General features: G+C 70.8%; 9 protein-coding genes and 1 pseudogene. 4 read left to right on the top strand and 6 right to left on the bottom strand.

Annotation, left to right across the window (positions count from 1 at the left end):
* The first annotated feature begins 359 nt into the window (after positions 1–359).
* Positions 360–2294, top strand: coding sequence for an N-acetylmuramoyl-L-alanine amidase (locus ABT342_RS27295; protein ID WP_351579250.1), 1935 nt, complete (start codon positions 360–362; stop codon positions 2292–2294).
* Between the two features lie 135 nt (positions 2295–2429).
* Positions 2430–4721 carry a terpene synthase family protein gene (locus ABT342_RS27290; RefSeq protein ID WP_351579246.1) on the top strand — a complete coding sequence of 764 codons (2292 nt, stop codon included), beginning with the start codon at positions 2430–2432 and terminating at the stop codon, positions 4719–4721.
* 69 nt (positions 4722–4790) lie between these two features.
* On the opposite strand, the gene ABT342_RS27285 is transcribed toward ABT342_RS27290, so the two are convergent.
* The 6 genes from ABT342_RS27285 to ABT342_RS27260 all read right to left on the bottom strand — a co-directional run bounded on the left by ABT342_RS27285 (position 4791) and on the right by ABT342_RS27260 (position 9944).
* On the bottom strand, positions 4791–5291 hold the full coding sequence (locus ABT342_RS27285; RefSeq protein ID WP_351579243.1) for a hypothetical protein: 501 nt from the start codon (positions 5289–5291) through the stop codon (positions 4791–4793).
* A 153-nt stretch (positions 5292–5444) separates the two neighbouring features.
* Positions 5445–5693 carry a DUF397 domain-containing protein gene (locus tag ABT342_RS27280; protein WP_351579240.1) on the bottom strand — a complete coding sequence of 83 codons (249 nt, stop codon included), beginning with the start codon at positions 5691–5693 and terminating at the stop codon, positions 5445–5447.
* 93 nt (positions 5694–5786) lie between these two features.
* Positions 5787–6953 carry a thiolase family protein gene (locus tag ABT342_RS27275; RefSeq protein ID WP_351579237.1) on the bottom strand — a complete coding sequence of 389 codons (1167 nt, stop codon included), beginning with the start codon at positions 6951–6953 and terminating at the stop codon, positions 5787–5789.
* On the bottom strand, positions 6950–8002 hold the full coding sequence (locus ABT342_RS27270; protein ID WP_351579234.1) for a thiolase family protein: 1053 nt from the start codon (positions 8000–8002) through the stop codon (positions 6950–6952). Before ABT342_RS27270 ends, ABT342_RS27275 begins: the two co-directional genes overlap by 4 nt.
* A 2-nt stretch (positions 8003–8004) precedes the next feature.
* Positions 8005–8964 (bottom strand): Zn-ribbon domain-containing OB-fold protein, encoded by a 960-nt coding sequence (locus tag ABT342_RS27265; RefSeq protein WP_351579231.1) that lies wholly within the window; start codon positions 8962–8964, stop codon positions 8005–8007.
* A gap of 179 nt (positions 8965–9143) precedes the next feature.
* Entirely contained in the window at positions 9144–9944 is an 801-nt protein-coding gene (locus ABT342_RS27260; protein WP_351579227.1) for a crotonase/enoyl-CoA hydratase family protein, read from the bottom strand.
* 184 nt (positions 9945–10128) lie between these two features.
* Between ABT342_RS27260 and ABT342_RS27255 the strand changes: the two genes are divergently transcribed.
* Together ABT342_RS27255 and ABT342_RS27250 are read left to right on the top strand one after the other, a co-directional pair.
* Entirely contained in the window at positions 10129–11763 is a 1635-nt protein-coding gene (locus ABT342_RS27255) for an acyl-CoA synthetase (protein ID WP_351579436.1), read from the top strand.
* A gap of 177 nt (positions 11764–11940) precedes the next feature.
* Positions 11941–12759, top strand: a pseudogene (locus tag ABT342_RS27250) (aminotransferase class I/II-fold pyridoxal phosphate-dependent enzyme); the annotation flags it as partial.
* Positions 12760–12848 lie beyond the last annotated feature (89 nt).

The raw sequence follows: 12848 nt of genomic DNA, 5'->3' as shown, positions 1-12848 counted from the left end.
TGAGCCGAGTTCGCCGCCCACCGGCGAGTGAGCCGAAGGGGCGCGCCGCTGTCGAAAGGGAGTGGGGGCACCTCCCAGCGGTAGCTGGGGGAGCGCGGAGGTCCTGAGGAACGAAGGACCGAGCACGGTCGACTGTCGACAGCGGCTCAAGCGCCCCGGAGGCGAACCGAGCCACAAATAGAGGGGGAGGCGCGCTGCGTGTCCAGTGCCGACACACTGGACACGCAGCGCTTTGTTGTGTGCGATGCAGGATGCGGTGAATCGGTGAAACGCGCGTGTCGACGGTTGATTGACGGGGCGTCCGGTAACCGATACACCCTTGTGGCGTTTCCCGGGTACCACCGTCTCTGGAGGCTGCTTTGCACACATTCGCCCGTCTACGCGCGGCGGCATCCGCCGCGCTGTTGCTGCCGCTCGTCTCGGCCGGTCCGTCGGCCACCGCGGAACGTCCCTCGTCCGGAGCACTCCAGGACGCGTTCGCCGCCGCTGCCGCCGAGTACCGGGTGCCGCCGAGTGTGCTGCTCGGTGTCGCGTATCTGCAGTCGCGCTGGGACGGGCACGGCGGGGCGCCTAGCGTCACCGGCGGGTACGGCCCGATGCATCTGACCGACGCCAGGACGGCGCTGGCCGAGGCGCCGCACCATTCGCACGGCACGGAGGACGCGCGCGGCGACACGACGCGGGCGGCGCGGGGCGGACGCGAGGTGAAGCTGCCCGACCCGGCCGCGCTGCCGGAGAGGCTGCGGACGCTGGAGCGGGCCGCGGCGCTCAGCGGGATCTCCGAGGAGCGGCTTCGGACGAGTGCGGCGGCGAACATCCGGGGTGGCGCGGCGCTGCTCGCCGACGCTCAGCGGCAGCTCGGTCAGGGGCCGAGCGCGGATCCGGCCGACTGGTACGGGGCGGTGGCCCGGTTCTCCGGCGCCGATGACACGGCGACCGCGACGACGTACGCGAACGATGTGTACGACGTCATCCGCACCGGTCAGCGGCGTACGACCGACAGCGGCCAGCGGGTCGTGCTGCCGGCCGACGAGGATGTGAAGCCGCGGCGGGCGGGCACCGTCGGGCGCGGGCTGCGTGCCGTCGACGCGGGACAGACGGAGTGTCCGGCGACGGTGGCGTGCGAGTGGATCCCGGCACCGTACAAGGAGTTCGGCGACAAGGACTACGGCAACCACGACAAGGCGGACCGGCCCCACAGCCAGAAGGTGCGCTACATCGTCATCCATGACACCGAGGCGACGTGGGACACGACGCTCCAGCTGGTGCAGAACCCGGAGTACGTGTCGTGGCAGTACTCGCTGCGCTCGTCGGACGGGCACGTCGCGCAGCATCTGCGGCTGAAGGACGTCGGCTGGCAGGCCGGGAACTGGTACGTCAACGCCGCGTCGGTGGGCCTGGAGCACGAGGGATTCCTCGTCAACCCGGACGCCTGGTACACGGAGGCGATGTACCGGGCGTCGGCCCGGCTGGTGAAGTACCTGGCCAAGCGGTACGACATTCCGCTCGACCGGCACCACATCATCGGCCACGACAACGTGCCCGGTACGGTGCCCACGGCCATCAAGGGCATGCACACCGACCCCGGGCCGTACTGGGACTGGGCGCACTACTTCACCCTGCTCGGAAAGCCGTTCGTCCCGTCCGCCGGGCCGAACGCGGCTGTGGTGACGATCCGTCCGGACTACGGGCGGCACCAGCCGGCCTACACGAGCTGCGCGAAGCCCGGGGACGCCTGCGCCCCGCACGGTTCGGGTGCGGTGCGGCTGCACACCGCGCCGCAGGAGAGCGCTCCGCTGGTCCGTGACATCGGTCTGCGGCCGGATGGCGGGGAGTCCACGAACGGGGTCAACGACACGGGTGCCCGGGTGTCGACGGGCCAGCGTTACGCGGTCGCGGAGCGGCGGGGCGACTGGACGGCGATCTGGTACCTCGGCCAGAAGGCCTGGTTCCACAATCCTCGCGGGCAGCGGACGGCGGTGAACACGCAGGGCAAGGTCCTCACGCCGCGGGACGGGCTCGCGGAGGTCGCGGTGTACGGGCGGGCCTATCCGGAGGCGTCGGCGTACCCGGAGGGTGTGCCGGTGCAGGCCGTGACGCCGCTGCCGTACAAGCTGCTCGCGGGGCAGCGTTACGTGCACGGGGGCATGGTGCCGGGTGAGTACTACTTCTCCCCCACGTTCGACACCAAGGGGCACAAGGTGGTGCGCGGCAAGGAGATGTACTACGAGATCCAGTTCGGGCACCGGGTCGCCTTCGTGAAGGCGGCGGATGTGCGGGTGGTCGGGAAGTAGCCGGTGCGCGAGGTTCATCCGGACGGGTGATCACCGCGGTCGCGTGGGCCGAATGGGCGAAGGGTAGGCCTGACCATTAGCGACCGGTCCGCGCGGCTCGCGCGCGGACGCTCACCGAGAGGCCGGGCATCACGCATGGCACAGCCCTTCGAACTGCCGGATTTTTATGTTCCTTATCCGGCCCGTCTCAACCCTCATGTCGATGCGGCGCGCACACACACCAAGGAGTGGGCGCGCCGCATGAACATGCTGGAGGGGTCGGGGATCTGGGAGGAGAAGGATCTCGACGCACACGATTACGCCCTGCTGTGCGCGTACACCCACCCCGACTGTTCGGCCGAGGCTCTTTCGCTGGTGACCGACTGGTACGTGTGGGTGTTCTTCTTCGACGACCATTTCCTCGACATCTTCAAGCGCACCGGCGACCGGGCGGGCGGCAAGGCCTATCTGGACCGGCTTCCGGCGTTCATGCCGATGGATCTCTCGCAGGGCATGCCGGAGCCGACGAACCAGGTCGAGGCGGGTCTTGCCGATCTGTGGGCGCGGACGGTGCCGAGCATGTCGGCGGACTGGCGGGCGCGGTTCGCCGAGTCGACCGAGCATCTGCTGAACGAGTCGATGTGGGAGCTCGACAACATCAACGAGGGGCGGATCTCCAACCCCGTCGAGTACATCGAGATGCGCCGCAAGGTCGGTGGCGCGCCGTGGTCCGCGGGCCTCGTCGAGTACGCGGCGGACGCGGAGGTTCCCGCGTCGGTGGCTCATTCGCGGCCGCTGTGCGTGCTGCGGGACACCTTCGCGGACTCCGTCCATCTGCGGAACGATCTGTTCTCGTACGAGCGCGAGGTCGGCGACGAGGGCGAGCTGAGCAATGGTGTGCTGGTTCTGGAGACCTTTCTCGGCTGTACGACCCAGGAGGCTGCCGAGGCCGTCAATGATCTGCTGACGTCGCGGCTCAACCAGTTCGAGAACACGGCGCTGACCGAGGTCCCCGCGCTCTGCGCGGAGAAGGGGCTGAGTCCGCAGGAGTGCGCGGCGGTCGCCGCGTACACGAAGGGGCTCCAGGACTGGCAGTCCGGCGGCCATGAGTGGCACATGCGGTCGAGCCGCTACATGAACAAGGGTGTGACGACCGGGCCGTCCCTGTCCCTGTTCGACGGGGTGCTCGGGACATCGGCGCTCGACATCAAGACGCTGTTCGGCCGCCCGGCCGCCGCCCGGCTGCGCAGTCTCACGCATGTTCCGTTCCAGAAGGTCGGGCCTTCGCTGCTGCCCGACTTCGACATGCCGTTCCCGCTGGCGCTGAGTCCGCACCACGAGGACGCCCGGCGGAAGTCGGTGGAGTGGGCGGGCCGGATGGGGCTGCTCGACGACATCTGGGACGAGCCGATGCTCGTCGGTTTCGACTTCGCGCTCTGCTCGGCGGGCCTGGACCCGGACGCAACCCCCGAGGAGCTGGAGCTGAGCGCCGAGTGGCTGACCTGGGGGACGTACGGGGACGACTATTACCCGATCGTGTTCGGGCGGCCGCGCAATCTCGTGGGGGCGAAGGAGGCGACCGGGCGGCTGAAGGCCTGTATGCCGGTCGACGATCCGGCCGCCGGCGCGGCGGTCGCGGTGAGCCCGATGGAGCGGGCGCTCGCCGATCTGTGGGGGCGGACCGCCGGGCCGATGGGCCCCGAGGCGCGGGCGTCCTTGCGCGAGGCGCTCGACATCATGCTCGACAGCTGGCTGTGGGAGCTGCACAACCAGGCACAGCACCGGATTCCGGACCCCGTCGACTACCTGGAGATGCGGCGCCACACCTTCGGCTCCGAGCTCACCATGCTGCTGTGCCGGCTGCGGCACAAGGGGGATCTGCCGGCGGAGATCTACCGCAGTGGCACGGTGCGCAGCCTGGAGAGCTCGCTGATGGACTACGGGATGCTCATCAACGACCTCTTCTCGTACCAGAAGGAGATCGAGGTCGAGGGCGAGCTGCACAACATCAACCTGGTCGTGCAGAACTTCTTCGGCTGCGACTATCCGACGTCCGTCAGGATCGTCGACGATCTGATGCGCTCGCGGCTGCGCCAGTACCAGCATGTGAGGGAGCACGAACTTCCCCTGCTGTACGAGGACTTCGGCCTGGACCAGAAGGGCCGGGCGGCTCTTGAGGCCTATCTGCGGGAGCTGGAGGACTGGGTCGCCGGAATCCTGCACTGGCACCGGAGCGTGCGTCGCTACGGGGAGCAGGATGTGCACCACGGTGCGGGTACGGCATCGGCGCGCCGCGACGTGCCCCAGGTGGCGGACGGGTCGGCGGGCCCGGCGGGGCTGGGCGGGCCGACCGGGATCGGTACGTCGGCGGCCCGGATCATCTCGCAGCTCGCGGCGGGAGCGACGGGCGCCGGGGCCGGCGCAGGGGCAGGGGCTGTGCGGCTGTGACGGCTGCTGAACGACAGCCCGTGAGCGTGGGGGCCCGCCGTGTGGACGACACGGTGGGCCCGGCGGCTGTCAGCCCTGCTGGAAGAGCTCCGCGGGGAGCGGCTTGAGCAGCGCGTAGAGATCGTCGGTGATCGGGCGGTCCCAGCTGGCGATCGTCACGAGGACGTTGTCGCTGCGGTCGAACTGCACGCAGGAGATCCGGCTTTCGGAGATCTTGACCCGCCGCACGATCAGCAGATTGTCGCCCTGCATCACCGGGACGTCCTCGGTGCCGGTGACCGTGACCTCCTCGTCGTTCTCCAGCGCGACGAGGAGCTGGGCGACCTCGAAGGGGACCTGGCCCTCGCCGAGCTCCCTGGCGGGCGAGCCCTCGGGGAGATTGCCGATGATCATCGCGGGCCCGCGGCCGCCGAACAGGTCGTAGCGCAGGAACACACCCTGGCAGCTGCCGTCGGGCGCGGGCAGCAGTCCCGCACCGAGATTGCCGGGCCAGTCCCCCGGGTCCATGGCCAGGACATCGAAGTCCGGGCCGGCGGGAGTGGCGGCGCTGCGGCGGCGGAGGAAGGACATGCCGCAATGGTACGTGGACCGGGGCGCCCTCCGGCGACCCGGGTACGGCCGTCCGCGCCGTCACACCGGGTGGCCGGGCGGGGTCCGTGCGTGCCTCCGTACGCACCCCTGTCGCGACGTCCGTCCGTGCCGTCGAAGCCCGCCCGGCGCCGGTCAGGTGAGGTCGAACTCCCCTTCGCGTGCGTTGAGTACGAAGGCCCGCCACTCGGCCGGGGTGAAGATCAGCGACGGGCTCTCGGGCCGGCCCCCGTTGCGCATCGCGATGAAACCCTCGACGAAGGCGATCTGGACGTCACCCGCCCCCTGGGTGCCCGACTGCCAGTCGGCCTGGCTGAGGTCGAGTTCCGGCTTGTCCCAGCCCGCGAACGGCTGATGGGTGGTGGTGATGATGCTCTCGGCCACGTCCGTGCTCCTCCCGGTTCGTCGTCCGCGCTCAGACTATCGATCGCCGCCGGTCGGGGACAGGCCGCGAAAAGGCTGCCCGGGGCGGCGGGATCAGTTCGCCGGGGGCTCCGCGCCGACCAGCCACATGGCGAAGAACTGCGCGCCGCCACCGTAGGCGTGGCCGAGCGCCTTGCGGGCGCCGTCCACCTGGTGCTCGCCCGCCGCCCCGCGCACCTGGAGCGCCGCCTCGGCGAAGCGGATCATGCCTGAGGCACCGATGGGGTTGGTGGACAGGACCCCGCCCGACGGGTTCACGGGAAGATCGCCGTCCAGCTCGGTCACCCCGGACTCGGTGAGCTTCCAGCCCTCGCCCTCCGCGGCGAAGCCCAGGTTCTCCAGCCACATCGGCTCGTACCAGGAGAACGGGACGTACATCTCCACGGCGTCGATCTCGCGACGCGGGTCGGCGATGCCGGCCTGCCGGTACACGTCGGCCGCGCAGTCCTTGCCCGCCTGCGGTGAGACGAAGTCCTTCCCGGCGAAGAGCGTGGGCTCGCTGCGCATCGCGCCGCCGTGCACCCAGGCGGGCGGCCGGGGCGCGCGGGCCGCCCCCGCCCGGTCGGTGAGGATCATCGCGCACGCGCCGTCGGAGGACGGGCAGGTCTCCGAGTAGCGGATCGGGTCCCACAGCATCGGGGACGCCTGCACCTTCTCCAGGGTGATGTCGTGCTCGTGGAGGTGTGCGTACGGGTTCTTCAGCGCGTTGCGGCGGTCCTTGTACGCGACGAGGGAGCCGACCGCGTCCGGGGCGCCGCTGCGGCGCATGTACGCCCGGACGTGCGGAGCGAAGAAACCACCGGCGCCGGCGAGCAGCGGCTGCTGGAACGGGATGGGCAGGGACAGGCCCCACATGGCGTTCGATTCGGACTGCTTTTCGAAGGCGAGGGTGAGCACGGTGTGGTGGACGCGCGCCGCGATCAGGTTCGACGCGACGAGGGCGGTGGAGCCGCCGACCGAGCCGGCGGTGTGGACGCGGAGCATCGGCTTGCCGACGGCGCCGAGCGCGTCGGCGAGGTAGAGCTCGGGCATCATGACGCCCTCGAAGAAGTCGGGCGCCTTGCCGATGACGACGGCGTCGATGTCCGCCCAGGTCAGGTGGGCGTCGTCCAGCGCGCGGCGGGCGGCCTCGCGGACGAGGCCGGCGATGGAGACGTCGCGCCGGGCGGCGACGTGCTTGGTCTGGCCGATGCCGATGACGGCCACGGGCTCCTTGCTCATGACTCCCCCTCCAGTACGGCGACCAGGTTCTGCTGCAGGCACGGACCGGACGTGGCGTGGGCGAGGGCCCGGTCGGACGCACCGCGGTGGATACGGGCGGCGGCCTCGCCCAGCCGGATGAGGCCCGTGGCCATGACCGGGTTGGCGGCGAGCGCTCCGCCGGACGGGTTGACTCTCACCCTCTCGTCGAGCTTGAGGGCTTTGCGGAGCACGACCTCCTGGGAGGTGAAGGGGGCGTGCAGCTCGGCCGTGTCCACGGGCCGTTCGAACGCTCCGGCGCGCTCGGCGGCGAGGCGGGTGGAGGGCGAGTCGGTGAGGTCGCGTACGCCGAGGCCGTGCGCTTCGATCCGGTGGTCCATGCCGCGGATCCAGGCGGGCCGTTCGCACAGTTCCCGCGCCTTGTCCCCGGCCGCCAGGATGACGGCGGCGGCGCCGTCGCCGACGGGCGGGCAGTCGCCGGTGCGCAGGGGCCGTACGACGTAGTCGCCGTGTTCCCGGCGGCGGCCGCGCAGCTGGGCGTGCGGGTTGGCGGCCGCGGCGGTGCGGCTGCGGGCGGCGATGCCGGCGAGTTCCTGTTCGCTCGTGTGGTCCGCGTCGATGAGCGCCTGGGCCTGGAGCGCGGCGAGGGCGACGGAGTCGGGCCACAGGGGTGCGAGGTAGTACGGATCGAGCTGGCGGGTCAGGACGTCGCGTACGGAACCGGGTGAGGACTTGCCGTACGCGTAGACGAGCGCGGTGTCGGCCTCGCCGGTCAGCAGCTTCACCCAGGCCTCGTAGAGCGCCCAGGCGCCGTCCATCTCGACATGGGACTCGGAGATGGGCGGCCAGGCGCCGACGCCGTCGAGGGCCATGGTGAAGGAGAAGGCGCGCCCGGCGAGGTAGTCGGACGAGCCGGAGCAGGTGAAGCCGATGTCGCCGGTGCGCAGTCCGGTCCGGTCGAGGACCTCGTGCAGCACGGGCATCAGCATCTCGACCTCGGAGAGCTCGTCGGTGCTGCGCCGGTGCTCGGTCTGGGCGAAGGCCACGACGGCGATGTCTCGGTCTGGCATGACTACAGCAGCTCCTTGTAGGTGTCGTAGTCGGCGTCCGGCTCGCCGGTGGGGCGGTAGTGGTCGGGGTGACGGCCGCCTTCGGTCCACACCGGCTCGACGCGCATGCCCATGCGCACCTGGTCGTAGGGGATGCCGCCGATGCGGCCGTGCAGGGCGAGGTCCGCGCCGTCGAGGGCGATGTGCGCGTAGACGTAGGGGACTTCGATGTCGAGGTTCTTCGCCTTGATGTTGACGACGCAGTACGTCGTGACCGTGCCGCGCGGGCCGACCTCCACCTGCTCGGACGTGGCGACGCCGCAGGTGGGGCAGGCGCCGCGGGGCGGGACGTACACCTTGCGGCAGGACGGGCAGCGTTCACCGGTCGTGCGGCGTCCGGCGAGGGCACCCAGATAGCGGGACTGGGCGCGGCCGGGGGTGTAGGTGTAGTCGAGCCGGGCGGGGGCGACGATGCGGGTGACGGGGTCGTCGAACTCCCCGTCGTGGGCCTGGGCGCGGTCCGTCCGCTCGCTGTCGTACGGCTCGAAGCAGGCGATGTCGGTGATGGCCCCGGTCCGCTCGGCCGCCCAGCGGACGCGCACGCGCATGCCCGTGTGGACGGCGTCGGGGCCGGGGACGTCGAGGGCGTGGAGGAGGGCGGTGTCGGCGCCGTCGAGTTTCACCAGCACCCAGGCGAAGGGGCCGGTCAGGGGCTGGCCGCGGCGGGGCTGCTGGTTCCAGGCCCAGGTGGTGACGGTGCCGGTGGGGGCGACCTCGACCAGGTCGCGTATCTCGTCGGCGGTCTCGGGGTCGTACTCGACGGGCGGGACGAGCACCCGGCCGTCGGAGGTCTTCACGCCGAGGACGGTGCGCCGGCGCAGGCCGGTGAGGAAGGCGGACTGGACGGGGCCGAGGGAGCGGGTGAAGGGGAACTCGACGACGAGGGGTGCGCGCAGCACCTCCGGTGCGGGGGTGGGGGGCATGTGCGGCTCCTTCCGTGGGTCGGCGGCTTACGGGCGGGGGTGGCGGTGGGGTGCTGCGCGGGGCTTTCTCCCCGCCCCGCCGGTTCCCGCAGTGTCGATTCGCGGCTCCGCCGCGTGGGGGGCGCTCCGCCCCGGACCCCGCTCCTCGAACGCCGGAGGGGCTGATCATGGCGGGCGGCTCACGCCCGGCGGTACACCGGGTCGCGTTTCTCCGCGAAGGCGCGGGCGCCTTCCTTCGCGTCGGCCGTGTCGAAGACGGGCCAGCCGCGTTTCAGTTCGGCCGCGAGCCCTTCGGTCTCCGTCATCTCCGCCGTCTCGTACACGGACGCCTTGACCGCCTCCACCGCGAGCGGGCCGCATGCGTTGATCTGCTCCGCGATGGCGAGGGCCCTGTCCAGGGCGGTGCCGTCCGGGACGACGTGGCCGATGAGGCCGATGCGCTCGGCCTCGGGCGCGGTGTAGGGGCGGCCGGTGAGCAGCATTTCGAGGGCGTGGGTGCGGGGGATCTGGCGCTGGAGGCGTACGGTCGAGCCGCCGATCGGGAAGAGCCCGCGTTTGACCTCGAAGAGTCCGAAGGTGGCGCTCTCGCCGGCGACCCGGATGTCGGTGCCCTGGAGGATTTCGGTGCCGCCCGCCACACAGTGGCCCTCGACGGCGGCGATGACCGGTTTGCGGGGGCGGTGGTGGCGCAGCATCGCCTTCCAGTGCAGATCGGGGTCGGCCTTCAGCCGGTCCCGGTACTGCTCGCCCTCCATCCCCTTTCCGGCCAGGGCCTTGAGGTCCATCCCCGCGCAGAACGAGCCGCCCGCGCCGGTGAGCACGATGGAGCGGATGCCGTCGTCCGCGTCGGCCGCGAGCCAGCCGTCGTACAGGCCGACCAGCATCGGCAGCGACAGCGCGTTCTTCGCCTCGGGCCTGCTGAGAGTGAGCACCAGCGTGGCGCCTTCGCGCCGCACGGTGAGGTGTTCCGTTCCCGCCATGACCGTCCTCCCGTCCCGGTTGCCGTTCCCGTTCCCGTTCCCGTCTCAAGACCTAGAACAGGTTGCAGTAGCCCAGGAGCCAGTTCAATAGTTTTCTGACAGTCAGTCAGATTTCTTTCTCCGGCCCCCTTCCCAGTTGGGTGCGGCAGCGCTCTAATGACCGCAGCCGGGGTCAGGAGGAATGGTGGAGTACAACCTTGCCGACCTGTTCGAGTCGGTCGTGGACGTGGTCGCGGACCGCGAGGCACTGGTCTACGTGGACCATCCCGGTACGGGTGCGGAGCGCCGGCTCGGCTACGCCGCGCTGGATGCCGCCGCGAACCGGATCGCCCACCATCTGGCCGACGCCGGGCTGAAGCCCGGCGAGCACCTCGGGCTGCATCTGTACAACGGCATCGAGTATCTCCAGACCGTCCTCGGCTGCCTCAAGGCGCGCGTCGTGCCGGTGAACGTCAACTACCGCTATGTGGAGGAGGAGCTGGTCTACCTCTACCGGGACGCGGACCTCGCCGCCCTCGTCTTCGACGCCGAGTTCACGGAGCGGGTCGCGGCCGCCCTGCCGCAGACGGAGAAGCTGCGGCATCTGGTGCGGGTGGGGACCCCGCCGCCGGGCGCGCCCGCCCTGGACTGCACGTCCTTCACGGACGCCGAGGCGGCCGGATCTCCGGAACGCGGCTTCGGCCCCCGCTCGGCCGACGACCAGTTCATCATCTACACGGGCGGCACCACGGGCATGCCCAAGGGCGTGATGTGGCGGCAGGAGGACCTGTTCTTCGCGGGGCTCGGCGGCGGTGCGCCGACCGGTGAGCCGGTGAAGCGGCCCGAGGAGCTGGCCGAGCGGGTGGCGGCGGGCGGCGACGGCATCACGTTCTTCCCCACTCCCCCGCTGATGCACGGGACGTCCACCCTCACCGCGTTCATCGGCTTCAACTTCGGGCAGCGGGTGGTGGTGCACCGCAAGTACGTGCCCGAGGAGGTGCTCCGCACCATCGAGAAGGAGCGGGTCACCTCGGTCTCACTGGTCGGCGACGCGATGCTGCGGCCGCTGATCGACGCGCTGAGCGGGCCGCTGAAGGGCACGGACCTGTCGTCCCTGTTCAGCGTCTCGTCGTCGGGCGCGATCATGTCGCAGACCGTGCGTGAGCAGTTCACGGCGCTGGCGCCCGACGTGATGCTGCTGAACAACTTCGGCTCGTCGGAGTCCGGCTTCAACGGCACGGCGACCGACGACTCCGGCCAGGACAAGGGGTTCCGGCTGCGCGTCAACGCCCGTACGCAGGTGGTCGACCCGGCGACGTACGAACCGGTGACGGCCGGCGAGCCGGGGCGTATCGCCCAGCGCGGCCATGTGCCGCTCGGCTACTACAACGACCCGGTGAAGACCGCCGAGACGTTCTTCCAGCGGGGCGACGAGCGGTGGGTGCTGCTCGGCGACATGGCGACGGTCGACGAGGAAGGCGTCGTCACCGTGCTGGGCCGTGGCTCGCAGTGCATCAACACGGGCGGCGAGAAGGTCTATCCGGAGGAGGTCGAGCAGGCGCTCAAGGCCCATCCGGACGTGTACGACGCGCTGGTGGCGGGGGTGCCCGACGCGAAGTGGGGCAACCATGTGGCGGCGGTGGTGCAGCTGCGCGAGGGGGCGGACGCGCTGGACCTCCAGGCCGTGCAGGCGCACTGCCGTACCCGGCTGGCCGGTTACAAGATCCCCCGGCAGCTGGTGGTCGCCCCGGCGATCCAGCGCTCGCCGAGCGGTAAGGCGGACTACCGGTGGGCACGGGCGGTGGCGACGGCGGACGCGGAACCGAACGCGGAGGCGTAACAGCAGCGCGGCGGGCGGGCGGCCGGTGGCGGGCCTGCGCAGAACGCGCGGAACGCCCCGGGCGGCCCTCGCGTCATGTCCGCCGCTTCCGCCTCTTCCGCCGCTCTCGTTGAGCATGCCCGCGCGGCCGTACGTATTCCCCGGCAGGCAGCAGCCAGCCACCTCCGGAGGACCCCCATGGCCGACGCCGGCAGCAACGTCACCGAGCTCTTCCGCGCGTCCACGGCGCACAGCCCCTCGTACTCGGCACTGAACAGGGCGGCGGCGAGCGGCGAGCGGACGATCACCGACTTCTGCATCCCCTGCAACCCGTACTTCCCGACGCCCGAGATGTTCGCCGAGCTGGGCGGACGGCTGCGGGAGATCCTCACGTACTACCCGAGCGGCGCCGACACGATCACCGCCGAGCTGTGCTCGGTGCTGGGCCTCAATCCGCAGACCGTCGCCATGGGAAACGGCTCGACCGAGCTGATCACGTGGATCGACCACTTGCTGGTGCGGGAGTCGCTCGCCGTGCCGGTCCCGACGTTCGGCCGGTGGACCGACCAGCCGATGGAGACGGGCAAACGGGTCGACATGTTCCCGCTGCCGGAGTCGAACGGGTTCGCGCTCGATCCGGCGTCGTTCGTGGACTTCGTACGGGCTCGGGGTTCGCGTACGGCCGTGATCTGCAATCCGAACAATCCCGACGGCGGCCTGCTGCCCCGGCACGGTGTCCTCGCGCTGCTGGACCGGCTCCAGGACCTGGATCTGGTCGTCGTGGACGAGTCCTTCCTGGAGTTCGCCGACGCGGAGGCGGACTCGAGCGTCGTCGCGGACGCCGTCCTGCGCCCGAACACGATCGTGCTGCGCAGTCTCGGCAAGAACTTCGGGCTGCACGGGGTGCGCTTCGGGTACCTCGTCGCCAACCCCGGGCTGGCGGGGCGCCTTCGTGCCGCGCTGCCCAAGTGGAACCTCAACTCCTTCGCGGAGACGGTGGTGTTCATGCTGAAGGAGCTTCCCAATGCTGATGTCAAGCCGCTGCCGTGACCGGTGGTGTGGCTTGGTAGCACGCACCGTCACGGATCATCGCCCACAGGACGTTG

Origin of the sequence: Streptomyces sp. NPDC000410 (assembly GCF_040300305.1) — a bacterium.
Taxonomy (GTDB): Bacteria; Actinomycetota; Actinomycetes; order Streptomycetales; family Streptomycetaceae; genus Streptomyces.
This window is presented reverse-complemented; position numbering and strand designations above follow the sequence as displayed.

What these genes read in the sequence shown, in the direction of transcription:
- ABT342_RS27275 (WP_351579237.1), bottom strand. Translation starts at nt 6,953, where the DNA reads ATGAGCAAGGAGCCCGTGGCCGTCATCGGCATCGGCCAGACCAAGCAC.
- ABT342_RS27290 (WP_351579246.1), top strand. Translation starts at nt 2,430, where the DNA reads ATGGCACAGCCCTTCGAACTGCCGGATTTTTATGTTCCTTATCCGGCC.
- ABT342_RS27270 (WP_351579234.1), bottom strand. Translation starts at nt 8,002, where the DNA reads ATGCCAGACCGAGACATCGCCGTCGTGGCCTTCGCCCAGACCGAGCAC.
- ABT342_RS27260 (WP_351579227.1), bottom strand. Translation starts at nt 9,944, where the DNA reads ATGGCGGGAACGGAACACCTCACCGTGCGGCGCGAAGGCGCCACGCTG.
- ABT342_RS27265 (WP_351579231.1), bottom strand. Translation starts at nt 8,964, where the DNA reads ATGCCCCCCACCCCCGCACCGGAGGTGCTGCGCGCACCCCTCGTCGTC.
- ABT342_RS27285 (WP_351579243.1), bottom strand. Translation starts at nt 5,291, where the DNA reads ATGTCCTTCCTCCGCCGCCGCAGCGCCGCCACTCCCGCCGGCCCGGAC.